The sequence below is a fragment of the Roseovarius carneus genome (assembly GCF_020141465.1).
Taxonomy (GTDB): Bacteria; Pseudomonadota; Alphaproteobacteria; order Rhodobacterales; family Rhodobacteraceae; genus Roseovarius; species Roseovarius carneus.
On record NZ_JAHSPD010000001.1, the window covers coordinates 1,526,843 to 1,552,143 of the forward strand.

27 protein-coding genes are annotated in these 25,301 nt (G+C 62.1%); 16 read left to right on the top strand and 11 right to left on the bottom strand.

Annotation, left to right across the window (positions count from 1 at the left end; translation table 11 throughout):
* Positions 1 to 222: 222 nt before the first annotated feature.
* Positions 223 to 1,029 (top strand): serine O-acetyltransferase, encoded by an 807-nt coding sequence (cysE, locus tag KUD11_RS07670; protein WP_109385229.1) that lies wholly within the window; start codon positions 223 to 225, stop codon positions 1,027 to 1,029.
* A gap of 133 nt (positions 1,030 to 1,162) precedes the next feature.
* On the opposite strand, the gene KUD11_RS07675 is transcribed toward cysE, so the two are convergent.
* The 6 genes from KUD11_RS07675 to KUD11_RS07700 all read right to left on the bottom strand — a co-directional run bounded on the left by KUD11_RS07675 (position 1,163) and on the right by KUD11_RS07700 (position 7,656).
* A complete protein-coding gene (locus KUD11_RS07675; RefSeq protein ID WP_109385228.1) occupies positions 1,163 to 2,443 on the bottom strand; it encodes a pyruvate dehydrogenase complex dihydrolipoamide acetyltransferase in 1,281 nt (426 codons plus the stop codon).
* A gap of 12 nt (positions 2,444 to 2,455) precedes the next feature.
* Positions 2,456 to 3,823, bottom strand: coding sequence for a pyruvate dehydrogenase complex E1 component subunit beta (locus tag KUD11_RS07680; RefSeq protein WP_109385227.1), 1,368 nt, complete (start codon positions 3,821 to 3,823; stop codon positions 2,456 to 2,458).
* Positions 3,824 to 3,836: 13 nt separating this feature from the next.
* A complete protein-coding gene (pdhA, locus tag KUD11_RS07685; protein ID WP_109385226.1) occupies positions 3,837 to 4,847 on the bottom strand; it encodes a pyruvate dehydrogenase (acetyl-transferring) E1 component subunit alpha in 1,011 nt (336 codons plus the stop codon).
* Between the two features lie 183 nt (positions 4,848 to 5,030).
* Positions 5,031 to 5,330, bottom strand: a complete 300-nt coding sequence (locus KUD11_RS07690; RefSeq protein ID WP_109385225.1) for an FtsB family cell division protein — start codon at positions 5,328 to 5,330, stop codon at positions 5,031 to 5,033.
* Positions 5,331 to 5,484: 154 nt separating this feature from the next.
* Positions 5,485 to 6,378, bottom strand: coding sequence for a fructose bisphosphate aldolase (locus tag KUD11_RS07695; protein ID WP_109385224.1), 894 nt, complete (start codon positions 6,376 to 6,378; stop codon positions 5,485 to 5,487).
* Between the two features lie 93 nt (positions 6,379 to 6,471).
* On the bottom strand, positions 6,472 to 7,656 hold the full coding sequence (locus KUD11_RS07700; RefSeq protein ID WP_109388075.1) for a phosphoglycerate kinase: 1,185 nt from the start codon (positions 7,654 to 7,656) through the stop codon (positions 6,472 to 6,474).
* 142 nt (positions 7,657 to 7,798) lie between these two features.
* Between KUD11_RS07700 and KUD11_RS07705 the strand changes: the two genes are divergently transcribed.
* The 4 genes from KUD11_RS07705 (at position 7,799) to KUD11_RS07720 (ending at position 10,691) form a co-directional block, all read left to right on the top strand.
* Positions 7,799 to 8,305 (top strand): peptidylprolyl isomerase, encoded by a 507-nt coding sequence (locus tag KUD11_RS07705; protein WP_109385223.1) that lies wholly within the window; start codon positions 7,799 to 7,801, stop codon positions 8,303 to 8,305.
* Positions 8,298 to 8,873: a peptidylprolyl isomerase gene (locus KUD11_RS07710; protein ID WP_109385222.1), complete on the top strand. Its 576-nt coding sequence runs from the start codon at positions 8,298 to 8,300 to the stop codon at positions 8,871 to 8,873. Before KUD11_RS07705 ends, KUD11_RS07710 begins: the two co-directional genes overlap by 8 nt.
* A gap of 3 nt (positions 8,874 to 8,876) precedes the next feature.
* A complete protein-coding gene (locus KUD11_RS07715; protein ID WP_109385221.1) occupies positions 8,877 to 9,653 on the top strand; it encodes a DUF4336 domain-containing protein in 777 nt (258 codons plus the stop codon).
* A gap of 72 nt (positions 9,654 to 9,725) precedes the next feature.
* A complete protein-coding gene (locus KUD11_RS07720; protein ID WP_109388073.1) occupies positions 9,726 to 10,691 on the top strand; it encodes a DUF3179 domain-containing protein in 966 nt (321 codons plus the stop codon).
* Here the strand turns inward: KUD11_RS07720 and KUD11_RS07725 are convergent.
* Genes KUD11_RS07725 through KUD11_RS07740 form a run of 4 tightly spaced genes read right to left on the bottom strand, consistent with a single transcriptional unit; the run spans position 10,688 to position 14,782 of the window.
* Positions 10,688 to 12,802 (bottom strand): molybdopterin-binding protein, encoded by a 2,115-nt coding sequence (locus KUD11_RS07725; RefSeq protein WP_109385220.1) that lies wholly within the window; start codon positions 12,800 to 12,802, stop codon positions 10,688 to 10,690. The genes KUD11_RS07720 and KUD11_RS07725 overlap by 4 nt on opposite strands.
* Positions 12,799 to 13,305, bottom strand: coding sequence for a molybdopterin-guanine dinucleotide biosynthesis protein B (gene mobB, locus KUD11_RS07730; RefSeq protein WP_109385219.1), 507 nt, complete (start codon positions 13,303 to 13,305; stop codon positions 12,799 to 12,801). Before mobB ends, KUD11_RS07725 begins: the two co-directional genes overlap by 4 nt.
* Positions 13,302 to 13,904 (bottom strand): molybdenum cofactor guanylyltransferase MobA, encoded by a 603-nt coding sequence (gene mobA / locus KUD11_RS07735; protein WP_109388071.1) that lies wholly within the window; start codon positions 13,902 to 13,904, stop codon positions 13,302 to 13,304. Before mobA ends, mobB begins: the two co-directional genes overlap by 4 nt.
* Positions 13,904 to 14,782 (bottom strand): formate dehydrogenase accessory sulfurtransferase FdhD, encoded by an 879-nt coding sequence (locus KUD11_RS07740; protein ID WP_397545206.1) that lies wholly within the window; start codon positions 14,780 to 14,782, stop codon positions 13,904 to 13,906. Before KUD11_RS07740 ends, mobA begins: the two co-directional genes overlap by 1 nt.
* A gap of 64 nt (positions 14,783 to 14,846) precedes the next feature.
* Between KUD11_RS07740 and KUD11_RS07745 the strand changes: the two genes are divergently transcribed.
* Complete coding sequence (locus tag KUD11_RS07745; RefSeq protein WP_109385217.1) at positions 14,847 to 15,563, top strand: AzlC family ABC transporter permease; 717 nt, start codon at positions 14,847 to 14,849, stop codon at positions 15,561 to 15,563.
* Positions 15,560 to 15,904: an AzlD domain-containing protein gene (locus KUD11_RS07750; RefSeq protein WP_109385216.1), complete on the top strand. Its 345-nt coding sequence runs from the start codon at positions 15,560 to 15,562 to the stop codon at positions 15,902 to 15,904. Before KUD11_RS07745 ends, KUD11_RS07750 begins: the two co-directional genes overlap by 4 nt.
* A gap of 237 nt (positions 15,905 to 16,141) precedes the next feature.
* Here the strand turns inward: KUD11_RS07750 and KUD11_RS07755 are convergent, their stop codons facing one another.
* Positions 16,142 to 17,740 carry a phosphoenolpyruvate carboxykinase gene (locus tag KUD11_RS07755; protein WP_109385215.1) on the bottom strand — a complete coding sequence of 533 codons (1,599 nt, stop codon included), beginning with the start codon at positions 17,738 to 17,740 and terminating at the stop codon, positions 16,142 to 16,144.
* 366 nt (positions 17,741 to 18,106) lie between these two features.
* On the opposite strand from KUD11_RS07755, the gene KUD11_RS07760 reads away from it, so the two are divergent.
* The 9 genes from KUD11_RS07760 to aroA are packed head-to-tail and all read left to right on the top strand — an operon-like array spanning position 18,107 to position 25,264.
* Positions 18,107 to 18,811, top strand: coding sequence for a response regulator transcription factor (locus KUD11_RS07760; protein ID WP_109385214.1), 705 nt, complete (start codon positions 18,107 to 18,109; stop codon positions 18,809 to 18,811).
* Between the two features lie 39 nt (positions 18,812 to 18,850).
* The gene (locus KUD11_RS07765) at positions 18,851 to 20,536 is read left to right on the top strand and encodes a sensor histidine kinase (RefSeq protein ID WP_109388070.1); all 1,686 of its coding nucleotides are present in this window, start codon (positions 18,851 to 18,853) and stop codon (positions 20,534 to 20,536) included.
* A gap of 10 nt (positions 20,537 to 20,546) precedes the next feature.
* Positions 20,547 to 20,969 carry an HPr kinase/phosphorylase gene (locus tag KUD11_RS07770; RefSeq protein ID WP_109385213.1) on the top strand — a complete coding sequence of 141 codons (423 nt, stop codon included), beginning with the start codon at positions 20,547 to 20,549 and terminating at the stop codon, positions 20,967 to 20,969.
* Between the two features lie 12 nt (positions 20,970 to 20,981).
* Complete coding sequence (rapZ, locus tag KUD11_RS07775) at positions 20,982 to 21,905, top strand: RNase adapter RapZ (RefSeq protein ID WP_109385212.1); 924 nt, start codon at positions 20,982 to 20,984, stop codon at positions 21,903 to 21,905.
* 3 nt (positions 21,906 to 21,908) lie between these two features.
* Complete coding sequence (locus tag KUD11_RS07780) at positions 21,909 to 22,304, top strand: PTS sugar transporter subunit IIA (RefSeq protein WP_109385211.1); 396 nt, start codon at positions 21,909 to 21,911, stop codon at positions 22,302 to 22,304.
* A 4-nt stretch (positions 22,305 to 22,308) separates the two neighbouring features.
* Positions 22,309 to 22,587, top strand: coding sequence for an HPr family phosphocarrier protein (locus tag KUD11_RS07785; RefSeq protein ID WP_109385210.1), 279 nt, complete (start codon positions 22,309 to 22,311; stop codon positions 22,585 to 22,587).
* A 38-nt stretch (positions 22,588 to 22,625) separates the two neighbouring features.
* Positions 22,626 to 23,525 (top strand): lysophospholipid acyltransferase family protein, encoded by a 900-nt coding sequence (locus KUD11_RS07790; protein WP_109385209.1) that lies wholly within the window; start codon positions 22,626 to 22,628, stop codon positions 23,523 to 23,525.
* 1 nt (position 23,526) lies between these two features.
* Positions 23,527 to 23,883: a RidA family protein gene (locus KUD11_RS07795; protein WP_109385208.1), complete on the top strand. Its 357-nt coding sequence runs from the start codon at positions 23,527 to 23,529 to the stop codon at positions 23,881 to 23,883.
* 37 nt (positions 23,884 to 23,920) lie between these two features.
* Positions 23,921 to 25,264, top strand: coding sequence for a 3-phosphoshikimate 1-carboxyvinyltransferase (aroA, locus tag KUD11_RS07800; protein ID WP_109385207.1), 1,344 nt, complete (start codon positions 23,921 to 23,923; stop codon positions 25,262 to 25,264).
* The last annotated feature ends 37 nt before the right edge of the window (positions 25,265 to 25,301 follow it).

Genomic DNA, 25,301 nt, shown 5'->3' on the forward strand with positions numbered 1-25,301 from the left:
GACCCGACTGGGCGTTATGCCCCTAAGGACATCGCCTGCGCAGGCATAGCTCTCCGCTCAGACGCTGCCATGCGGGGAGCACAAATGACCCGTCTCAAATGCTCCCAAATCCGCCTGTGCGGCACCACTCATTCATTCGGGTGATCGCGCGCATCACGGCTTTGCATTTTGCCATTCGTTGCTATGTGATATACTATCACCATCGAGCAAAGGAGCACGGACATGGGTAAAAAACACGCACATCTCAGCGAGCTGGACCCGGTTTGGCAGCAAATCACCGTTGAGGCAAAGGCCGCCGTTAAGGAAGAGCCTTTAATGGGTGGTCTCGTGCACTCCTCGATCCTGCACCACAAAACCATCGAATCAGCGCTCGCCTACCGGATTTCCCTCAAGCTTTCCTCCAGCGAGATGCCCGAGCAATTCGTTCGTGAGATTTGTGATGATGCCTATGCCGCCGACCCGGAACTGGCGCTTGCCGCACGGGCCGATATCGTGGCGGTTTGTGATCGTGATCCAGCCTGTGACCGTTTCATTCTTCCCATGCTCTATTTCAAAGGCTTTCAGGCGATCCAAGCCTATCGCGTGGCGCATTACCTCTGGGTTAATGGGCGCAAGGATATGGCGCGGTTCTTTCAGATGCGCGCGTCTGAGGTGTTTGGCGTAGATATCCACCCCGGTGCGCGGATCGGCAAAGGCATCATGATTGACCACGCCCATTCCATTGTCATCGGCGAGACGGCGGTTGTGGGCGACAACGTGTCGATGCTGCATTCTGTCACGTTGGGCGGGACCGGCAAGGAAGAGCAAGACCGCCATCCCAAGATTGGCGATGGCGTTTTGATCGGTGCCGGAGCCAAGGTTCTTGGCAATATCAAGGTTGGCCATTGCAGCCGCATCGCTGCGGGCTCTGTCGTGCTGGAAGAGGTGCCCCCTTGTAAAACGGTGGCCGGTGTTCCCGCGAAAATCGTCGGTGAAGCAGGGTGTGATCAGCCGTCCGTGGCGATGGATCAGCTTTTGGGCGTGCGCTGAGGCATCAGACGCGACTGAGCCCGCAAAACAGTTGAAGCGGGCCCGTGTAGCCTAAAAGGTGCGGAACCGAGATAAGCAAAGAGGCGCGGGATTTCCTGCGCCTCTTTTTGTGATCAACCTTTGAGGTTTCGCCCTAGGCGAGCATCCCTATCGGATTTTCAAGTCCTTCGACGATATGCTTGAGCAGCTCCGCGCCCAATGCGCCGTCAATCACCCGGTGATCGACGCTGAGCGTGACAGACATGACCGTCGCGACTGCCAATTCGCCATCCTCCCCAACGATGGGTTTCTTGACACCTGCACCCACGGCCAAAATTGCGCCATGGGGCGGGTTGATCACCGCATCAAAATTGTCGATGCCGAACATGCCAAGGTTGGAGATGGCAAAGCTGCCGCCCTGATATTCATGTGGGGCCAGTTTGCGGTCCCGCGCGCGACCCGCGAGGTCTTTCATTTCGGCCGACAGGGCCGAGAGGGATTTCATCTCGGCATCTTTCAGAACGGGCGTGAAAAGCCCGCCCTCAATCGCCACGGCCACGGCCACGTCAGAGGGCTTGAGTTGCAACACCTTGTCGCCTGCCCAGACCGCATTGGCCGTCGGCACGGCCTGAAGCGCGAGGGCGCAAGCCTTGATGATGAAGTCATTGACGCTCAGTTTCACGCCGCGCGGCTCAAGCTGCTTGTTGAGCTGGCTGCGGAATTTCAAAAGCGCATCCAGCTTGATGTCCCGACGCAGGTAGAAATGCGGCACGGTTTGCTTGGCCTCGGTGAGGCGCGCGGCGATGGTTTTGCGCATCCCGTTGAGCGTGATTTCGGCGTATTCTCGCCCCTCATACATGGCTGCGACTGCGCTGGAGGATGGGCCTGTGGCCATGGTGGGGGATGCCTTCGCAGCTGCGGGTGCAGCGGCGTCTAGGGGGGCAGCTTTCGCGCCGGGCTCTGCGGCCTCGACATCTGCTTTGACGATACGGCCATGCGGGCCGGAGCCTGTCACTTTCGCCAGATCCAAGCCCTTTTGCGCGGCGATGCGCCGGGCGAGGGGGGAGGCAAAAATGCGCGTGCCGTTCTTGGCCGGGGTTGCGGGAGTTGCGGGTGCCGACACTTCCGGGGCAGGGGCCTCTATCGCGGCGGGGGCCGCCTTGGGTGTGGCCACCATATCATCCGCGCTTTCACCATCCTCCAGCAGGACGGCAATGGCGGTGTTCACCTTCACACCCTCCGACCCTTCGGCGATCAGGATCTTGCCGATCACACCTTCATCAACGGCCTCGAATTCCATCGTGGCCTTGTCGGTCTCGATCTCGGCCAAAAGATCGCCGGAAGAGACGGTATCACCTTCCTTCACCAGCCATTTGGCCAGCGTGCCTTCCTCCATCGTGGGCGACAGCGCGGGCATGAGAATTTCTGTGGGCATATCTCAGGCTCCTCAGCGATAGGTGACTTGGCGCACGGCATCGACCACTTCGGCGGTCGAGGTCAGGGCCAATTTTTCGAGATTGGCGGCATAGGGCATGGGCACGTCCTTGCCGGTGCAATTGATCACGGGTGCGTCGAGATAATCAAACGCGCGCTGCATCAACGTGGCCGAGATATGGTTGCCGATGGAGGCCACGGGCCAACCCTCCTCAACAGTCACGCAGCGGTTGGTTTTCATCACGCTCGCGATCACCGTGTCATAGTCGATGGGGCGCAGGGTGCGCAGGTCGATCACCTCGGCCTCAATCCCGTCCTCGGCCAGCTTTTCTGCCGCCTCAAGCGCATAGGTCATGCCGATGCCGAAGCTCACGATGGTCACATCCGTGCCCTCGCGCCAGATGCGGGCCTTGCCGAAGGGGACGGTGAAATCATCCATGACAGGCACATCAAAACTGCGCCCATAGAGGATTTCGTTCTCCAGAAAGATCACCGGGTTGGGATCACGTATCGCGGATTTCAGCAGGCCCTTGGCATCCGAGGCCGAATAGGGCTGCACCACTTTGAGACCGGGGATTTGCGCATACCACGCGGCGTAATCCTGCGAATGTTGCGCGCCGACGCGGGCGGCGGCACCGTTGGGACCACGGAAGACGATGGGACAGCCCATTTGCCCGCCGGACATATAGAGCGTCTTGGCCGCCGAGTTGATGATCTGGTCAATCGCCTGCATGGCGAAGTTCCATGTCATGAACTCGATGATCGGGCGCAACCCGCCAAGGGCCGCACCAACACCGATACCGGCGAACCCATGCTCGGTGATCGGCGTGTCGATGACCCGTTTCTTGCCGAATTCCTCCAGCAGGTTCTGGGTGATTTTATAAGCGCCTTGGTATTCGGCCACTTCCTCGCCCATGATAAAGACGTCTTCGGTGCGGCGCATTTCCTCGGCCATGGCGGCGTTGAGCGCTTCGCGAACGGTTTGCTTCTTGGTCTCGGTGCCTTCGGGCCAATCGGGGCTGAGGTCCGGCTTGGGGGCTTCGGGCGCTTTCGCGGTGGCAGGCGCTTTTGCCGGGGCCTCAGCGGCGGCGGGTGCTGCCTTTTCCGCGGGGGCAGCACTTATGTCATCGGCGCTTTCACCATCCTCCAGCAGGACGGCGATGGCGGTGTTCACCTTCACGCCCTCGGTGCCCTCGGCGATCAGAATCTTGCCGATCACCCCTTCATCCACGGCCTCGAATTCCATTGTGGCCTTGTCGGTTTCGATCTCGGCCATGATATCGCCGGAGGCAACGGTATCGCCCTCCTTGACGAGCCATTTGGCCAATGTGCCTTCTTCCATCGTGGGGCTGAGGGCGGGCATGAGTATTTCAGTAGCCATAATATGCGTCTCCTCAGGCGTTCTGCGGCGCGATGTCGGTGTAGATGTCGGTCCAAAGCTCTTTTGGATCGGGCTCAGGGCTTTCCTTGGCAAACTCGGCCGAGGCGTTGACGATCTTCTTGATCTCTTTGTCGATCGCTTTCAGATCTTCCTCCGTCGCGTGTTTGCCGGTCAGCAGAAGGTCGCGCACATGCTCAATCGCGTCCTTCTCGTCGCGCATTTTCTGCACCTCCTCGCGGGTGCGGTATTTCGCGGGGTCCGACATGGAGTGGCCGCGATAGCGGTATGTCTTGATCTCAAGGATATACGGGCCTTTGCCCGAGCGGCAGTGCGCGACCGCCTTTTGCCCTGCATCGCGCACGGCCAGAACGTCCATCCCGTCAACCATCTCGCCGGGGATGCCGAATGCCTCGCCCCGGTGATAGATATCGGGGCTGGAGGTGGAGCGCTGCTGCGAGGTGCCCATGGCGTATTGATTGTTCTCGATCACAAAGATCACCGGCAGGTCCCAAAGGGCGGCCATGTTGAAGGTCTCGTAGACCTGACCTTGATTTGCCGCGCCATCGCCGAAATAGGTGAAGGTGACGTTATCATTGCCTTTGTATTTGTCCGAGAAGGCGAGGCCCGCACCCAAAGGCACGTTGGCACCCACGATGCCATGCCCGCCGTAGAAGTGCTTTTCCGTCGAGAACATATGCATGGAGCCGCCCTTGCCGCGGCTATACCCGCCCGCGCGGCCCGTCAGTTCCGCCATCACGCCATTAGGGTCCATGCCGCACGCCAGCATATGACCGTGATCGCGGTATGTGGTGATGCGTTTGTCACCCTCCTTGGCGGTGGCTTCAAGCCCCACAACGACCGCTTCTTGCCCAATGTAGAGGTGGCAGAACCCACCGATCAAACCCATGCCGTAAAGCTGTCCTGCCTTTTCCTCGAATCGCCGGATCAGCAGCATGTCATGGTAGAACGCTTTCAGTTCTTCGGCGGAAGCGTTTGATTTGCTTGTGGTTTTGCGCGCAGCCATTGGTGCGGGTTCCCCTCGTTAGACATGGTTTCAAGGAATAGTTTAATACTAAACTATCCGCTGTGCAAATACTTGATATTATGGCGCAAATGCTGCGTTGCGGCGTGAGGCCGGGTCTCTCATGCAGATATGTGGCAAGCTGTGGAACCTGTGGCGCGGCCTACGGCCCCTGCCGATTCAAGGTCAGCGAATGATGATCTCATCCGAGCGCATCAGGCCCAGAACGCTGCGCGCCTGCGCGTCCAGCAGATCAAGGTCGAGATAGGTATCCGACAAACGCTTGGTCAGATTCTCCATCCGCGCCACCTGAGCGGTGATTTGGTCCAGTTGCTCTTGCAGGGCGGCGCTTTGGGCATCCACCTCCGCCCGGCTGAACAGGCCATAATCGCCCTGTACGGCGGCAAAGGTGAAATACCCACCGACCATGAAGATGGTGGAGAAATACAAAATGCCCCCAAAGGCGGGTTTGCTACGGCGTGTCATAATATGCGGCCTGTCTTGGTGGTCTCTGCTCAGGCCTCTGATGGGCCTTTTCGCCTTAGTGCCACAAAAACAGGCGCAAGGGAATCCCCCACGATGCGTGGTATCGTTTGATTGTAATGATACCGATAAACCGCTTGCGCGGCTGGGATCGGCGCTAACCAGCGACCGAGGCCGCGCGGATGGCGTCGATCGTCGCGCCGATGGTCACGTTGAAATCCGCATCACTCTGCTGGGCCGACAGCCCTTCGGTCAGCGCGCGGCTAAAGCTCGCGATGATGCCGGAATTCTGCGACAGACGGCTGTTCGCCTCCTCGCGAGAATATCCACCCGAGAGGGCCACAACCCGCATCACGGCCCTATGATCCACAAGGGATTTATAGTGGTTCGCCACCTCGGGCAGGGTCAGCTTGAGCATCACCTCGGTCCCCTCGGGCAGCGCGTCGAGATGGCGCATGAGGGCCTCCAGAAGCCTCTCTTCCGCCTCGGCCTTGTCCGCGATGCTGATCGTCACTTCGGGCTCGATGATCGGGATCAGCCCGTGTCCGAGGATTTGCCGCCCCACATCGAATTGCTGCGCCACGATGGCCTCGATGCCGCTGGCCGAGGCCGCGTTGATGACCGAGCGCATCTTGGTGCCGAAAATTCCACCCGCCACGGCCCGCGCGCAAAGCGCATCCAAATCCGGCATCGGTTTCATAAGCTGCACGCCATCGGCCTCATCCGCCAGCCCCTTGTCCACCTTGAGAAAGGGCACAACGCCCCGCTCTTCCCAGAGATATGTGGCCGAGGGCATGCCGCCGATTTGCCGCTCCATCGTCATCTCGAAAAGGATCGCGCCCAGAACCTTGTCGCCGATAAAATCCGGGGCCTGCGCGATACGGGCGCGCATGGCGTGGATCATGTCAAACATCTCCGCTTCGGAGCCATAGGCGCTCTCTTCCACCCCATAAAGCATCAGCGCCTTGGGCGTGGACCCCCCCGATTGATCGAGCGCCGCAACAAAGCCGTTTCCGGCGCGGATCTGGTCGGCTTGGGCTTGGTTCGGCATGAGGGGGCTCCGGGTGTGAGAGGTGTTTCTAGCGGATAGCGTTTAGGCGAGGCGGGTGCGAGTTGCAATTATGGTCGCGCTAACGGAGGTATCTCAGGCCTTGAGAGCGGCCACGCCGGGCAGGTCCTTGCCCTCCATCCATTCCAAAAACGCGCCGCCTGCGGTGGAGATATAGGTGAAATCCTCCGCCGCACCGGCTTGATTTAAAGCGGCGACCGTATCGCCCCCGCCCGCGACTGAAATCAACGCGCCCGCCCGGCTGAGGCTGGCCGCATGGCGCGCGGCGGCGTTGGTGGCGGCATTGAACGGCGTAATCTCAAACGCCCCGAGCGGCCCGTTCCAGATCAGCGTTTTGGCCGCATCGAGCGCCTTGGCGACACGCGCCACGGATTGCGGCCCCGCATCGAGGATCATCGCGTCATCGGGGCACAGGTGCACCGCCAGCACCTCATGCGCGGCCCCTTCGGCAAACTCTCGCGCCACGACAATATCGGCGGGCAGGATAATCTCGCACCCGGCGGTGGCGGCTTTGGCCATGATCTCGCGGGCGGTGGGGGCCATGTCATGTTCGCAAAGGGACTTGCCCACGCTCAAACCTTGGGCGGCGAGAAATGTGTTGGCCATGCCGCCGCCGATCACAAGGGTGTCGACTTGTCCCACAAGATTGCCCAGAAGATCGAGCTTGCTGGACACTTTCGCCCCGCCCACAACTGCCATCAAAGGCCGCTTGGGCGCGCCCAGAGCTGCCTCCAGCGCCTCCAGCTCGGCCTGCATCAAGCGGCCCGCGCAGGACGGCAGGTGCGCCGCCAACCCGGCGGTGCTCGCATGGGCGCGGTGCGCGGCGGAGAAGGCATCATTGCAATAGATATCGCCCAAAGCGGCGAGGCGGGCGGCAAATGCCGGATCATTGGCCTCCTCACCGGGATAAAACCGGATGTTCTCCAGCAATATCACATCCGCGCTACGCGCCTCCTCGGTGAGGGTCTCGGCCCCCTCCAGCGTCTCAATCAGCCGCACTGAGCGCCCCAGCGCTGCCTCAAGTGCGGGCACGACCACACGCAGGGACATCGACAGTACGACCTTGCCCTTGGGTCGCCCGAAATGGGCAATCAGGATGGGTTTGCCGCCCCGGCTGAGGATATCGCGCAGCGTGGGCACAATCCGCTCGATCCGGGTGGCGTCGCTCACGCGGCCATTTTCAACCGGTACGTTGATATCCACGCGGGTCAGCACGCGCTTGCCCGCCAGATCCATGTCGTCCAAGGTTTTCCAGCCCATCGCGCCCATCCCCCTGCTGCGAAATTCGGCCCCCTCTTGGCCTGCCGATGCACAGGCGTCAAGCGGGCCGCGCGCCCATCGGCTTGGCAATTGCTGCCCGAGCGCCTACGTATCTTTCCAATGTAACGCAAAGGAGCCTCCGATGGCCGAAATCAAAGACCCCGAAAACACTATCCTGATCGAGTTGAAGGACGGCACCGTCACCATCGAGCTTCTGGTCGATATCGCGCCTGATCATTGCGCGCGGATGAAGCAGCTGGCGCGCGGTGGCATGTATGACAACGTGGCCTTCCACCGGGTGATCGACGGGTTCATGGCCCAGACCGGAGATGTGGCCAACGCCAACATGGAAAAAGACTACAACCCCCGCATGGCGGGCACCGGCGGCTCGGATATGCCCGATCTCAAGGCGGAGTTTTCCAACATTCCCCATGATCGCGGCACAATCGGCGCCGCGCGCAGCCAGAGCCCGGACAGCGCCAACAGCCAGTTTTTCATCAACTTTTCCGACAATCACTTCCTCAACAAGCAATACACGGTCTATGGCCGCGTGACCTCGGGGATGGAGCATGTGGATGCCATCGTGCGCGGCGAGCCGCCTGCGAACCCTGACCGCATGATCAGTGTCAAGGTGGCCGCAGATGCGTAATCTGGCAGCAGTGATCGCAGCGGGTGCCGTGAGCGCCGTCAGCGCCGTGGGCCTTGCCGGTCCGGCACTGGCCTCCGGGCTTGAGGTGCAGGTGGCGGGCGAGGCCAACGGCACGATCATGATTGACCTCTATGAAGACGTGGCCCCGGGCCATGTGGAGCGTATGACGGCCCTTGCCGCAGATGGCGCGTATGACGGTGTCGTCTTTCACCGCGTGATCGACGGCTTCATGGCCCAGACGGGCGATGTGGAGTTCGGCAAGATGGGCGGCGATATGCGTATGGCTGGCCGTGGCGGCTCGGACATGCCTGACCTCGCGCAGGAGTTCTCAGATATCCCGTTCGAGCGTGGCATTGTGGGCATGGCCCGCAGCCAGGACCCCGACAGCGGAAATAGCCAGTTCTTCATCATGTTTGCCGACGCACCCGCGCTCAATTCCCAGTATACCGTGGTGGGGGTCGTGACCTCCGGCATGGATATCGTCGATGCGATCAAGCGCGGCGAGGGCAGCAATGGCGCGGTTCTGGGCCAGCCCGACATGATGCAAACCGTCACCGTCACCGAGTAATCGGTGACGGCCCCACACGCCTCTGAGCGCCCAACCGGCTACGAGCCGCTTGGCGTGCTCAAGCCTTTGGCAAAGGGGCTTTGGGTCATTGATGGCCCGGCGGAGGGGGCAGGTCTTGTGCCCCTTCCCACGCGGTCTGTGGTTGTGCAATTGGGCTGTGGCGGGCTGTGGGTGCAGGCACCGGGCGTCTTGAATGCCGACCTTTTGAGCGTGCTGCGCGCGCTGGGTCCGGTGCGTCATCTGGTTGCGCCAAACCTCACGGTCCTGCGGCATTTGCCGCTCTGGCAGGCAGAGTTTCCGGACGCAAAGCTCTGGGCACCTGAGGGCAGTCCGTTTGCAGACGCAACCCTCCTTGGCGCGCAGGCCCCGCCGGATTGGGCCGCCGATATGGAGCAAGTCCTGATCGACGCTGGCCCGCGTTACCGCGAGGCCGTGTTCCACCACCATAATGCGTCGGCGCTCATCGCGGGCGATCTGATCCACGCGATCGAGACGGTCAAATTACGCGCCTGGCAGCGCCCCTTCATATGGTTTGGCGGTGTGGATGACACCGACCCTGCCATGCCCCGCAAACTGCGCAATGCATGCCGCGATGAAGCGGCCTTGGCCGTGGCAATAGAGCGGATGGTGGAGCTTCGTCCGCGCCGCCTTCTGATCTCGCATGGCCGCCTTTACGAGGCCGGAGGCGCTGCGGTGCTGGAGCGCTCCTTTCGCAAGCTCCTGCGCGAGCGGCAATGGACGCACGCGTTGAAGACGATCGAGGAAAAGACTACACGCTAGCGCAGACTCTTGGGATCGTGCATGATGAAGGCTGGCCCTGTTGTCACTAGCCGTGAGGAGGTTTGTCCCATGATGCGTGCTGTTGCCCTTATGCTTGCGGCCCTCCTGTGGGCTGCGCCCGTCTCCGCCGGGCCGGAGTTCTGGAAACACGAATGGCCACAAACGGACTTCACCAAAACCAACGTCAACAGCTGGGTCGAAATCCTGTCGGGTGGCCCGCCCAAGGACGGCATTCCGGCGATCGATGCGCCGGAGTTTCTCAAGGTCGCTGGCGAGCGGCGGATCAAGGGGGCGGAGGCCGTAATCACCCTTGAGATGGAGGGCGAAGCGCCGCGCGCCTATCCGGTGCGCTATCTGATGTGGCATGAGATCGTGAACGACACGGTGGGCGGTGTGCCCGTGGCTGTGACCTTCTGCCCATTGTGCAATTCGGGCATCACTTTTGATCGGCGCACGGACGCGGGCACGCTCAGCTTTGGGGTGACGGGCAAGCTGCGCAATTCGGACATGATCATGTTTGATCGCGAGACGGAAAGCTGGTGGCAGCAGGCGGTGGGCGAGGCGATCGTCGGGGAGCTTACGGGCATGGAACTCAAGGCGCTGCCGTCGTGGATGGAAAGCTGGGATAAGTTTCGCGCGCGAAACCCCGAGGGCCTCGTGATGGCCCAGCCTGCGTTTACCCGCAATTACGGCGCGAATCCTTACGTGGGTTATGACAGCCTGCCGCGGCCCTTTTTCTACAGCGGCGATCCGCCCCCCCACGGCATTCCCGCGCTGGCTCGCGTGGTGCGGGTGGGGGAGCGCGCGTGGCCTTTGCAGCGCATCCGCGATGAGGGTGGTGTGCGCGAGGCGGGGATCATCCTGAGCTGGGAGGCGGGGCAGGCCTCGGCTCTTGATGCGGCCACGGTGGGCGGTGGACGTGATGTTGGCACCGTGCGGGTGCGCGATGCTTCGGGGCGCGATCTGCCCCATGACATGATGTTCGCCTTCGCCTTTAATGCGTTCTGGCCTGAGGGCGATTGGATGATCGGGCCCTAGAACCCGAAGCTTGCGTAGGGGATATATCGGACGGGATCGCCCGGCTGCACATGCACCGCGCCATCGGGCAATTCCACCAGCCCCTCGGCCCAGCTCAGCCCGCTGACCCGGCCTGATCCCTCTGATGCAAATACCTCCGCCCGCCCGTCACGAATACGCGCGCGCAGATACTCGCGCCGTCCGGGTTTTTTGCGTTTCTCGAAGGCTGCGGGAAGGTCAAACCCTTGTGGCCTATGCCAGCCCGCACCGGCCAGAAGACCCAAGGCTGGGCGTGCGAAAATGAGCGTGCAAACCAGCGCCGCCACCGGATTGCCCGGCAGGCCAAAGACCGGCGCACCATTCCAAAGCCCAAGCGCCAGAGGACGCCCCGGTTTGAGCGCGATACGCCATTCGTTCATCGCACCCGCTTCGGTCAGCAGGGCTGAGACATGGTCTTCATCCCCGGCCGAGGCTCCACCGGAGGTGAGGATCACATCGGCCTGCGCGGCGGCGCTGTCCATAGCTTTGCGTAGGGCGGCGCGATCATCCGGGATGCGGCCCATATCGACCGGCTCCAGACTCATTTGCGCGATCAGTGCCAGTAGCATGGGGCGATTGGCGTCGTAAATCTGGCCATGTGCAGCGTCCTCGCCCGCCTCGCACAGCTCATCGCCCGTGGAGACCACGGCGACGCGCAGCCTGCGATAGGCCTCGATACGGCCCACGCCGACGGAGGCCGCCAGCGCCAGATCGGCGGGCGTGAGGATGCGGCCCTCTGGCAGGGCCTCGGCCCCTGCGCTCATATCCTCGCCCGCGCGGCGCGCATTGGCGCGCGGCTTGATCCCGGCGCGAAAGGCCAGCATCCCATTTGCGGCGCGCACATCCTCCTCCAGCACCACGGTATCGACGCCCTCGGGTAGGGCTGCCCCGGTCAGGATGCGGATGGCCGCGCCGGGCGGGACACGGCCCGCATAGGGCACGCCCGCCGCCGCACGGCCCTCAATCAGCGGCAGCACCGGATCGCCCTCGGGAAGTGATGCATGGGCGAAACCGTACCCATCGACCGCCGAATTGGCCGAGGGCGGCGAGGCGCGGCGCGCGATGACGGGCGCGGCAAGCACACGGCCAAGCGCGTCTTGCAACGCACATGTCTCGGCGCTCACGACTGGGCGCAGGGCGGCCCTGAGCGCGTCCAGAGCGGCGTCCACAGGGGTCCAGTCCACGCCCGCAGGCAGCGAGAAGCAATCATCGCGCAGGGGCGGCGGCTTGGGCGCATCTTGGGCCAGCGCGCTCAGCATGTCGCCATGGCCCGCGCCCAATATCCACGCCTCCTCGCGGGCGATATCGGGCAGGTCATGCATCATCGCGCCGAGCGCCTCGGGCGACAGGCGCGAGAGCGCCCGCGACAAAAGCCGCACCTGTGCCGCGTCGCGGATCTCCTCCTCGGGGGCTGTCTTGACCGCAGGCTCGATCAGGCCGGGCCAGATTTCAGCGAGCACCGTCGGCGCATCGGCATGGGCCTCAAAAGGCCAGACCGCCACACCGGGCAGCTTGCGCAGCCGCGACAGCATCGGCAGGCCCATCAGGATCTGGCTGCCCACCGTGGGGGAATAGCACAGCTGATAACAGCTGCTCGCGGCCTGGGCCTTGAGATCGCAGGCCCGTTTTTCGGGGGCCACATCAAAGGTTATCCCCTCCTTGCGGTAGGGGATGCCGGGCCAGCGATCCCGGTGCGTCTTGCCCCAGAAAGGGCCGGGGCCGGGGAAGGCGGCGTTCATCTGCTCGGCCACGTCGAAGCGGTTGTTCTGGCCGCTTGCGTCATCGGTGATGCGCGCCGCGAGCCAATCCCAAAGGGCGAAAGGATCATCTGAGCCGGTGATCTGACGGGCGACACCTTTGGGATACCCGAAGGGAAAATCGAACCCGGCCAGAAGACGGCGGCCTGCGGCTTGCTCCTTGGTGATGATTGACTTGATCTGCGCCTCCGCCTCGATCCGGCTGCGGCAATAGATCGGCTCCTGTGTCTGGCCCCGCGTTGTGAGGCCGAGCCAGATCGCATCCTTGGATGGGCGCTTGGGCGCGCGTGTGTTGGCGGCGGACCAATCGACGATCAAAACACTGTCGAAGCTCATTGCGCGGCCTCGGGCAAGCCTACCTCGCTGAGGATAAAGTCTGCGATGGCTTTGGTGTCGTTGAGGTCAAAGACCGGACGGTCCAGATCAAGCGCCGTGTCTGAGGCCACGGCACGAATATGCGGATCGCCGGGCGCGATAAGCGGATTGCCGGTCTCGGCGCGCCATGCCTCCACCTTGGGATGTGTGTCGCGTTTGTAGCCTTCGATCAGCACCAGATCGACAGGGGTGAGGCGGGCCAGAAGCTCGGCCAGGCTCGGCTCGCGCGCGCCGCGCATCTCCTGCATCAAGGCGATGCGTTTGCGCGAGGCCAAAAGCACCTCGGACGCGCCAGCCATGCGGTGGCGAAAGCTGTCCTTGCCAGGGTGGTCCACGTTGAAATTGTGATGCGCGTGCTTCACGGTCGAGACGGTGAAACCGCGCCCCGTGATCTCGGTCACGAGGCGCTCCATCAACCCGGTTTTGCCTGCGTTTTTCCAGCCGGTGACGCCGTAGAGCCTCATGTTGCGGCCTCCACAAGCGCTTGCGCATGGGCCAGATCTTCGGGCGTGTTGACGTTGAAAAACGGTGCGCCGGGCGCGTTAAACATCGCCTCGCGCCCGCCATGGCCGTCGGTCCACATCACCACCTTGCGCAGACCCCCTTCGAGGGCCGCGCGCAGATCATCGCGCAGGGCCGTGGGCCAGAGACCAAAGGTGGGTTGCCGCCCGTCTGGGGTGCGTGCCAGCACCAAAGGATGCTCCATGCCTTCTGCGGCAAGCATCAGGCGCGGCACCAGATCGCAGGGGAAAAACGGCGTATCAGCGGCGACGCTGACCACGGCCTCGGCGCCTTGGGCTGCGGCCCAGTCAAGCCCCGCCAGCACGCCTGCGAGCGGCCCGACAAAACCCTCCACAGGGTCTGGCAACACCGGCAGGCCGAGCGCTGCAAACCGCTCCGCGTCGCCATTGGCGTTGAGCGCGAGCCCGGCCACCTGTGGCTCCAAACGATCCATGACATGGCTGAGCAATGTGCCGCCCCCCAGCGGCAACAGCCCTTTGTCGCCACCGCCCATGCGCGTGGCGAGCCCGCCCGCGAGGATCACACCCAAAGGTTGCTGCATCATGTGTCCTCCGCCGATTTGCGCCGGTGTTTCTTGGCCTCTTGCGGAACGCTGGCAGGGTCTGTGTCGCGAATAAGACGCTCTTCCCCGCTGAGGCAGATGAAACGCTGCCCGCGCATCCGGCCAAGCAATGTGAGGCCAACCTGACGTGCGATTTCCACCCCCCAAGCGGTAAATCCTGAGCGCGACGCGAGCACTGGGATGCCCATCAGTGCGGTCTTGATCACCATCTCGGACGTCAGCCGCCCGGTCGTATAGAGCATCTTGCCCTCGGGCCCGACGCCCTCCGACAGCATCCAGCCTGCGATTTTATCGACTGCGTTATGCCGCCCCACGTCCTCCATATAGACCAGCGGGCGCGGGCCTTCGCAAAGCACCGTGCCATGGATCGCGCCCGCCTCAAGATAGAGCGAGGGGGTCGTGTTGATGCGGGCAGCCAGCGCATAGATATCTGAGGTGCGGACTTGCGTGGCGGGCAACTCCAGCCCCTCAAGCCCTTCCATCATATCGCCAAAGACCGTGCCCACCGCGCACCCGCTGGTGCGGGTTTTCTTCTTCAGCTTGTCCTCATAGGTGGTCTGGCCATCGGTGCGCACCACCACGGTCTCAAGCTCCTCGTCATATTCCACGCGCAGAACGGCCTCACCATCCTTCAGCATCCCCTGATTGCGCAAAAACCCTAGTGCGAGGTATTCAGGGTAATCTCCGATTGTCATCGCCGTCACGATTTCCTGCGCGTTGAGAAAGATCGTTAGAGGACGTTCCTCGACCACAGAAATGCTCTGGATGCGGCCCTCATGGTCCACGCCCTCCACCGCGCGAGTGAGGCGCGGGGCGTTTGGTTCGGGTGAGATGATGTAGGGAGCAGGGTCGGACAATTGCATCTCCTGAGGCTTGGGTCTAGGCAGCGCGAGCGACGCTGCTGCGTGAGGGTTTGATCCGATGAATACAAAGACCACCAAATCCCCCTACTGGCAAGGCATGGCCGCCGGCGCGCCGTTTGTTCTGGTCATCGTGCCGTTCTCCGTTCTCTTCGGCGTGGTGGCGACCGAGGCGGGGCTGAGCGTGTTCGAGACGATGGTGATGACCACGCTCGTGATCGCGGGGGCGGCACAATTCACCGCCGTGCAGCTTTTGTCCGAAGGTGCGCCCACGCTGATTGTCCTTGCCACGGCGCTGGCGGTCAATTTGCGCATGGCGATGTATTCGGCCTCGCTCACGCCGCATCTGGGGGCGGCGCCGGTGCGCCACAAGGCGCTGATCGCTTGGCTGATGGTGGATCAGGCCTATGCCTGTGCGAGCCTTGCGTATGAGCGTAATCCGGGCTGGAGCGTTGCGCAGAAAGCGTCGTTCTATTTTGGCACGGTCTCGCTCATTGTGCCACTTTGGTGCGCGTTCACCTTTGTGGGTGCGGTGTTGGGCGAGGCGATCCCGCCGGAATTTGCGTTGGATTTCGCGGTGCCGATCACGTTTCTGGCGATGATGGGTCCGATGCTGCGCACGCGCGCGCACATGGCGGCGGCCGTGGTGGCCATTACCGTGTCATTGGTGCTGGCGTTTTTGCCCTATTCCATCGGTGTGCTGGTGGGCGGGCTTGCGGGCATGATCGCAGGGGCCGAGGTCGAGCGGCAGATGGCCCGCAGGGGGATGGTGATATGACCGAGATTGGCACCGAGATCGGCACAGGCGCGCTTTGGACAGTGATTATCGGGTTGGGGGCCGGCAGCTTTCTTTTGCGGTTCTCGTTTCTGGGTCTGATCGGGGACCGTGATTTGCCCGCATGGGTGCTGCGGCATTTGCGCTACACGGGCGTCGCTGTGATCCCTGCATTGGTGGCCCCCTTGGTGGTTTGGCCTGCGGCCACGGACGGCGCGCTGGATGCGCCACGGCTGATGGCGGCGCTGGTGACGGTGGCGGTGGGGCTTGCGTTTCGCAATGTGATCGCGGCAATCTTGGCGGGTGGGGCGAGCCTCTATTTGGGCCTTTACCTGCTGGGATAAAGGAGAGAGCGTGGATCTGAGCGATCCGCCGCTGCCCCACTACAAAACAACCGTTTGGGATAGCACGCGCTGGGGCGAATTTACGCGCCGCACGGATGATGTGCTGATCTGCACATCCTATAAATCCGGCACCACATGGATGCAGATGATCTGTGCGCTCTTGATCTTTCGCACTGTCGATGTGCCAGCTGCCGCTGGCCCCTGCGGCCCTGACCGCACACTCAGAAAGGGCGTGGCTCAGCCGATGGCGGCGGCCTTCACATCATCGTCGATGAAGGGCAGGTATTGTTTGAAATTGGCCGAGAACATTTCGACCAGTTTGGCCGCCTGACGATCATAGCTCTCGGGGTTGTCCCATGTGCGGCGCGGATCAAGCAGCACGGTCGGCACGCCGGGCGCATCCACCGGCACATCAAAGCCGAAATTTGCGTCCTTGCGGAACTCAACCTTGGCCAGAGATCCATCAAGCGCCGCGGTCAAAAGCGCCCGGGTCGCCTTGATCGGCATCCGCGCGCCGGTGCCATACGCACCCCCGGTCCAGCCGGTGTTGACCAACCAGCAGGTGGCACCATGTTTGGCAATCCTGGCGCGCAACAGGTTGCCATAGGCCTCAGGGCGGCGCGGCATGAAGGGCGCGCCAAAGCATGTGGAGAAGGTGGGTTCAGGCTCGGTCACGCCGCGCTCGGTGCCCGCCACTTTGGAGGTGAAGCCCGACAGAAAGTGATACATCGCCTGCGCAGGCGTCAACCGCGCGATGGGGGGCAGCACGCCGAACGCATCGCAGGTCAGCATGATGATGTTTTTGGGGTGGCCGCCCATGGCCGTGGGCGACGCATTGGAGATGTATTCCAGCGGATAGGCGCAGCGCATGTTGGCCGTCAGGCTATCGTCGTCGAAATCAAGCTCCTTGGTCTCGTCGTCATAGACCATATTCTCGATCACCGTGCCGAATTTGGAGGTGGTGGCGTAAATCTCTGGCTCTGCCTCGGGGTTGAGGTTGATGGTCTTGGCATAGCACCCACCCTCAAAGTTGAACGTGCCGCGATCGGACCAGCCGTGCTCGTCATCGCCGATCAGAACCCTGTCTGGATCGGCGCTGAGCGTGGTCTTGCCCGTGCCCGAGAGGCCAAAGAAGATGGCTGCGTCCACAGGGTTGCCGCGCGCGTGATTGGCAGAGCAATGCATCGGCATGATGCCCTTTTCGGGCAGCAGATAATTCAACAAGGTAAAGACGGATTTCTTGTTTTCGCCCGCATATTCCGTGCCGCCGATCAGGATGATCTTGCGGTCGAAATTCATCGCGATGACGGTTTCTGAGCGGCAATTGTGTTTTTTCGGATCGGCAGCAAAGCTGGGGCAGTTGATCACGGTGAAATCGGCGATAAAATGATCCAGCGCCTCGCGCTCGGGGCGGCGCAGAAGGTGGCGGATGAAGAGGCCATGCCATGCAAGCTCGGTCACCATACGCACTTTGATCGAGTGGGCTGGGTCCGCGCCGCCGGTCAGGTCCTGCACGTAATAGCGCCCGCCCTCCATATGCATCAGCATGTCTTGGTAGAGCGCATCAAACCCTTCGGGCGACATCTGCGCATTGTTCTCCCACCAGATGCTGTCCTTAACGCTGTCGGTCAGCACGATGTGCTTGTCCTTGGGCGAGCGGCCTGTGAACTTGCCGGTGGAAACCAGAAACGCGCCCCCTTGGCCCAAAGCACCTTCGCCGTTTTTCAGCGCCGCTTCGATCAAGTCTGGCTCGTTTAGGTTGTAATGCACCTCGCCGAGGCCCTTGATACCCTGATCCTCAAGGCGAAATTCTGGATTTACCCGTCCCACTGTCATCGATCTGTCTCCGTTATCGACCCATCGCCCGTTTGGGGCGGATAAAGCGGGATCAGGGGGGCCTTGGGCCCCGCGCCGAACATCCGCGCTGCGGCCTCTTAACATGTCGTTTTTGTGAATGAACAGGACACTTTGGCATAGTTAGCGCAATCAAGTGCAAGTTAGCGCAACCAACTCCCTCCGGCGCGCGAATAGGGCAAATGCGCCGTAAATAACTGAGTCAATTTAGCCATTCTGGCACGAAATCTGTTTGAAATAAGGCACGAAACCCAGCTGATTCGCAGTTTGGGATTGATTGGCAAGTTGAAACAGGGCCATAGTGAAAGAAAAAAACGCAGGTAACAGAGTAGTACAAGGATTAGTGTTATGTCTAAGATCGCCCTCGTGGACGATGACAGGAATATTCTGACATCCGTTTCCATGACACTTGAGGCCGAAGGCTTCGAGGTCGAAACCTATAATGATGGTCAGCAGGCCTTCGATGCGTTCAGCAAGAAACTCCCCGATATGGCGGTGCTGGATATCAAGATGCCACGTATGGACGGGATGGACCTGCTCCAACGTCTGCGGCAGAAATCGTCGATGCCGGTGATCTTCCTGACCTCCAAAGATGATGAGATCGACGAGGTTCTGGGCCTTCGCATGGGCGCTGATGATTATGTGAAAAAGCCCTTTTCTCAAAGGCTTCTGGTGGAGCGTATCCGCGCGCTGCTACGCCGTCAGGATGTGATGGACGGCACCGCACCCGCCACTGAGGCCGAAGAGAGCAAGGTGATCGAGCGTGGCGAATTGCGGATGGACCCGCTGCGCCATGCAGTGGCGTGGAAGGGCAAGGACGTGTCTCTGACGGTCACGGAATTCTTGCTGCTTCAGGCGCTGGCCCAGCGTCCGGGCTTTGTGAAAAGCCGCGATCAGCTGATGGATGTGGCCTATGATGATCAGGTCTATGTCGACGACCGCACCATCGACAGCCATATCAAGCGCCTGCGCAAGAAACTGCGCACCGTCGACAGCGAATTCTCGGCGATTGAGACACTCTACGGCATTGGGTATCGTTACAACGAAGAATAACGCATCAAGGCTTTGGCCGCAGCGATCAAGGGGATCAGCGTGCGCGATTCAGCACCGGGACGGGATGGTGATGTGGTTCTGGGCGACGATTTTGTCGCCCCTGACAACGTCGTGGACGAGGAAGTCCGTGCCCGGCGGGCGCGGCGTGGCTTCTTATCCCTGCGTGAAAGCCCCCTGACGCGCAAGATTATCACCTTCAACCTCATCGCCCTCAACGTGCTGGTTGCGGGGATCCTCTATCTTAACTCGTCGCGCGATGGGATGGCCATACAGCGCGCCAACAGCCTTGTGGGCGAGGCCGAGCTGGTCGCGGATGTGTTTGAGGCACAATTGCCCATCGGTGCGCCTGTGAACCTGATAACCGGCGATGGCGTGGATGTGGCGCAGACCCTGGAAGGGCTGGATATTCAGCAGGGTGCCGAGGTGTTCGTTTTTGACACGGATGGCGCGCTTGCGGGCCATGTCGTGGGTGTGGAAGTGCGCAGCAGCGACGCGGAGGATACACAGCCCACGGTGCTTACCGATGCGCTCACGACGCTCTGGGGCTGGATGTCCAAACCGTTTGGTGTAGGCGCGCTTACGGCCCAACCCAGCGTCGAGGATATGGCGCGGGACAAGGTTGCGGCCGCACTTACGGGTGGCACGCAGGTCACGTCCGGTGAGGTGAGCGGCGGCACGATTTTCTCCGTAGTCAGCCCGATTGAGCATGACGGCCAGGCGATTGGCGTCGTGGCGCTTGTGAGCGCCTCGGGCGAGATTGATCAGCTTGTCATGGCCGAGCGCGAGCGCGTGTTGCAGATGTTCATCATCGCAACGCTTGTTTCCATCGGTCTGAGCCTGATCCTCGCTTCCACCATTGCGCATCCGCTGGCCGATCTGGCTGCCGCCGCCGAGATTGGCGGCGCGCGAAACCGCGGCAAGAACGGCAATGGCCGCATCCGCATCCCCGACCTTACGGCGCGCCCCGACGAGATTGGACGGCTCAGCGGGGCGTTGCGCGGCATGGTTGGCGCGCTTTATAATCGCATCGACGGGAATGAGCAGTTCGCGGCCGATGTGGCCCATGAGATCAAGAATCCGCTGGCCTCTCTGCGCTCTGCCGTGGGCACGATGCGCGTGGCCAAGCGCGAAGATCAGCGCGAGAAATTGCTCAATGTGATCGAGCATGATGTGCGCCGTCTGGACCGTCTGGTCAGCGACATCTCCAACGCCTCCCGGCTCGATTCAGAGTTGGTGAAGGAAGAGGAAGTGCCGTTCGATCTGCTCACGATGTTGCGCAATCTGGGCCAGTATCTTGGCGAAGAGGCGCAAGGCAAAGGAATCGATTTCATCACCGATTTCCCCGAAAAGCCCATCGTGATCAACGGGCTTGAGGCGCGCCTGGCGCAGGTGTTTGTGAACCTGATCTCCAACGCCATCAGTTTTTGCGAGGATGGTGATGCGATCCGGATCTGGGCGCGCCGCCGCGAAAACCGCGTGCTGGTCGTGGTTGAAGATACCGGGCCTGGTATCCCCGATCAGGCCCTGACCAAGATTTTCCAGCGCTTCTATTCCCAACGTGACGCCAGCGATTTCGGCAATAATTCCGGCCTCGGCCTTGCCATCTCCAAGCAGATCGTCGAGGCGCATGGCGGCGTCGTCTGGGCCGAGAATATCCGGCCCACGGATGCGGATATCACCTCGGACCCGCTGGGCGCGCGCTTTGTCGTGGGCCTGCCGGTCTGATCTGGCGGCTATGTCCCAAGACACCATTGTTCATGCGACATGTGTTGCGGTCGCGGGCCGCGCGGCCCTGATCCGGGGCGCGTCGGGGTCTGGTAAATCCGCGCTTGCCTTGCAATTGATGGCCTATGGTGCCGCGCTTGTCGCGGATGACCGCACGCGGCTCTGGCGCGATGGGGATCATCTGATGGCGGATGCGCCCGCGACTATTATGGGCCAGATCGAAGCGCGCGGCATCGGCATTCTATACGCACCGCCTGCAGGCCCCACGCCCGTCGCATTGATCGTTGAGATGGACGCGCCCGCGCCGCCGCGCCTGCCGCCAGAGGTGTCCGAGACCCTGCTGGGCGTGGAGATCGCGCAGGTGGGAAAAACCGACGCAGACCATTTCTCTGCCGCAGTTTACCTCTATCTTAAGCATTGGCGTGCCGCCTGAAGGAGCATTGCGATGCCGACCACGACCCCGCATATCGTGCTTGTCACCGGCCCCTCGGGCGCCGGGCGGACGACTGCGATCCGGGCGCTGGAGGATATGGGATATGAGGCGATTGACAATATCCCGCTGTCGCTTTTGCCGCGCCTTTTGCGCGGAGAACGTCCGGACCGGCCTTTGGCGCTGGGTGTGGACACGCGCAACCGCGATTTCTCCACCCATGCCTTGATCGAGGCGATTGATGGGATTGGCGGCTGGGCCGATGCGCCGATGCAACTTCTCTATCTTGATGCGCGGCCCGATATCCTGCTGCGCCGGTTTTCCGAGACGCGCCGCCGCCACCCTCTGGCCCCGGCGGAAAGCCCCGAAGTGGGTATCGACCGCGAGCTTGATCTTCTGGGACCCATCCGCGCGCGGGCAGATATCCTGATCGACAGCTCCGAGCTTAGCCCAAATGAGCTGCGCGCGGAGCTGGATCTCTGGTTTGCGCCCCAAGGCGGCACCGCACAGCTTGCTGTTTCGGTGCAATCGTTTTCCTACAAACGCGGCCTGCCGCGTGGGGTCGATATGGTGTTTGATTGCCGCTTCTTGCGCAATCCATACTGGGAGGAGCGGCTGCGCCGTCTGGACGGGCGCGCGCCCGAGGTGGCGGGCTTCATCGCGCAAGACCCGCGCGCGGCTCCGTTCCAGCAACAGCTGCAATCGATGGTGACAATGCTGCTTCCCGCCTATGAAGATGAGGGCAAAGCCTATCTCTCCATCGCGCTGGGGTGCACCGGCGGGCAACATCGCAGCGTCGCGATGGCAGAAACTTTGGCCCATGCTCTTGCAGAGGCGGACTGGCAAGTGTCAACTAGACATCGGGAGCTTGAATGCCGGACCGGCGCGGCAGGCCCAATCGGGGCCTCTGAGGCGCATGACCAAGATAAAGGAAGCTGAGCGGTGATCGGGATCGTGATCGTGGCCCATGGGGGCCTTGCGCGCGAATACCTCGCAGCGATTGAGCATGTGGTCGGCCCGCAGCCAGGCATCCGCGCGATCACCATCGAGGGGGATCACGACCGTGCCGCCAAGCAAAGCGAGATTTGCGCCGCCGCCGATGCGGTGGATGCCGGAGGCGGGGTTGTTGTGGTCACGGATATGTTTGGTGGCTCGCCGTCCAACCTGTCGCTGAAGGCCTGCCGGACCGGCGGGCGGCGGATGCTTTACGGCGCGAACTTGCCGATGCTCATCAAACTGGCCAAATCCCGCGCGCTGCCCCTGCCCGAGGCGGTGCGCCGTGCGCTTGAGGCGGGACGCAAATATATCGACAGCCAGAACATATCGCAGGATACCTGAGCCTATGACACAGACCGTTACCCGGCAGCTTGAAATCATGAACGTCAAAGGCCTGCATGCGCGCGCCTCTGCCAAACTCGTGGAGGTGGTCGAGGGCTTTGATGCCACCGCAGAAGTTTCGCAAAACGGCCAGTCGGCCAGCGGGGACAGCATCATGGGGCTTTTGATGTTGGCAGCCGCGATGGGAACCACTATTGACGTCGAAACCAGAGGGCCGGATGCCGAGGCGCTGGCCGATGCGGTGGCAGCCCTTGTGGCGGCCAAGTTCGGGGAAGACATGTAGGCGCCGCGCGCGCCGCGACAAATGGGACTGCCCACGTTGTGAACAAGCTGGACGATCATGGCGCGCCTGCGCCCGAGGAGACGGTGAACTTTACCAAGTATGATCGCCGTAGCATTACCTATGCCAATTCGTTCGATAAGCCCTTGGTTGCGGCGATCATACGCACGATCGAGATGTTTACGGGTAAGATCACGATCCTGCTCATGATCAAGAGGTTCGAGAAGCGTGGCGCGCCCACCGGACAGAAATTTTGGCGCGCGGCGCTGGGCACGATGGGGATCGACCTTCTGACCCCTGAGGAGGAGCTGGCGCATATCCCGCTCGAAGGCCCTGTTGTGGTGGTCGCGAACCATCCACACGGGCTTGTCGATGGGATGATCCTCGCGGATCTGATCGGGCGGCGGCGCACCGATTACAAGATCCTCACACGCGCGCTTTTGACCGGGATTGATGAGGTTGCAGCGAGCTACATGATTTCCGTGCCCTTCCCGCATGAGCCGGACGCGCAACGCAAGTCGGTCGAGATGCGCGCCAATGCCATGGCCCATCTCAAAGAAGGTGGGGTGATCTCGGTTTTTCCGTCTGGCGTGGTTGCGTCCTCCGACACGATGTTCGGCCCCCCGGTTGAGCGTGAGTGGAACGTCTTTACCGCCCAGATGATCCGCCGGTCTGGTGCCACCATCGTGCCCATCTACTTCCCGGGCGGCAACAGCCGCTGGTATCAGATCGCCAACCGTATTTCGGCCACGCTGCGCCAATCACTGTTGCTGCACGAGGTCGTGCACAGCTGCAACCGCCCGCAAAAACCCATCGTCGGAGCACCCATTACGCCCGCACAGATGGAGATGCTGCAAAGTGATCCGCGCGGTTTCATGGCATGGCTGCGCGCCCATACCCTGTCGCTGGGCAAGGCGACGACTGACCCAAAGGACCCCTGACATGACCGATATCATCCGCAGCCACACAAACACCCGCATGAGCCAGGCCGTGCGCTATGGCACCACCCTCTATCTCGCAGGGCAAGTGGGCGAGCGCGGCGAGAGCGTCGCCGATCAAACCCGCAGCTGCTTGCGCAAAATCGAGACGCTTCTGGCTGAGAATGGCTCGGACACATCGCGAATGCTGCAATGCACGATCTGGCTGGCCGATATGGCCGATTTCGCCGAGATGAACGCGGTTTGGGACGCATGGGTGCCAGAAGGCGCGGCCCCTACGCGCGCCTGCGGCGAGGCCAAGCTGGCCCACCCTGAGCTTCTCGTTGAGTTCATCGTGATTGCCGCCTGCGATAACGCCTGAAACCGCTCCGCACCTCGCGCAAAAGGAAGGCCTGATCATGTCCAGTCACGGCGCCCCCATCCCCATGATTTCCGCCAAATGCGGCCCGCTTTCCGGCATCGCCGATGTGCCGGGGGACAAGTCGATCTCGCATCGCTCCTTGATCCTTGGGGCCATGGCGGTGGGCGAGACGCGCATCACCGGGCTTTTGGAGGGCGACGACGTGCTCGACACGGCCCGCGCCATGCGGTCGTTCGGGGCCGAAGTGGAGAAGGTGGCCGATGTCTATGTCGTCCACGGCGTGGGCGTGGGCGGGTTTGCGGAGCCAGATCACGTGATTGATTGCGGCAATTCGGGCACTGGCGTGCGGCTTTTGATGGGGGCGATGGCCACCACGGATATCTCGGTGACCTTCACCGGCGATGCCTCACTCAATGGTCGCCCGATGGCGCGTGTGACGGACCCTCTGGCGCTTTTCGGCACGCAGTCTGTGGGCCGCCGCGGTGGGCGCTTGCCGATGACGCTCGTGGGGGCGGCTGACCCGATCCCCGTGCGCTACACGGTGCCGATGCCGTCGGCGCAGGTGAAATCCGCTGTGCTGCTCGCGGGGCTGAACGCGCCGGGCAAAACGGTCGTGATCGAGCATGAAGCGACCCGTGATCATACCGAACGGATGCTCAAAGGCTTCGGCGCGGAAATCACGGTCGAGGATACAGATGCGGGCCGCGTGATCACCCTCACAGGGCAGCCCGAGTTGCGCCCGCAAACCATCGCCGTGCCGCGTGATCCGTCCTCGGCGGCTTTCCCAGTCTGTGCCGCGCTGATCACCGAAGGGTCCGACGTATTGGTGCCGGGTATCGGCCTCAACCCGACGCGCGCGGGGCTTTTCACCACGCTGCGGGAGATGGGCGCAGACCTGACCTATGAGAATGAACGCACCGAGGGGGGTGAGCCCGTCGCCGACCTGCGCGCGCGTTTTTCTCCAAACCTCAAAGGGATAGAGGTGGACCCGACCCGCGCGGCCAGCATGATCGACGAATATCCGGTTCTTTCGGTCGTTGCGGCCTTTGCCGAGGGGCAGACGGTGATGCGCGGAGTCAAGGAGCTACGCGTGAAGGAATCCGACCGGATTGATGCGATGGCCAAGGGCCTGCGCGCCAACGGTGTTGAGGTGGACGAGGGCGAGGATTGGTGGATCGTCACCGGGCGCGGCCACGGCAATGTGCCGGGCGGCGGCACTTGTGCGGCGCGGCTCGATCACCGGATCGCGATGTCTTTCATAGTGCTGGGCATGGGCACCGAGGCACCTGTGACGGTCGATGATGGTGGCCCGATCACCACGTCTTTCCCGATATTTGAGCCGCTCATGGCCTCACTCGGGGCAAAGATCACACGCGCCTGACCCCCCCCGGCCCTTACAGGGGCCAAGGGTGAGATCA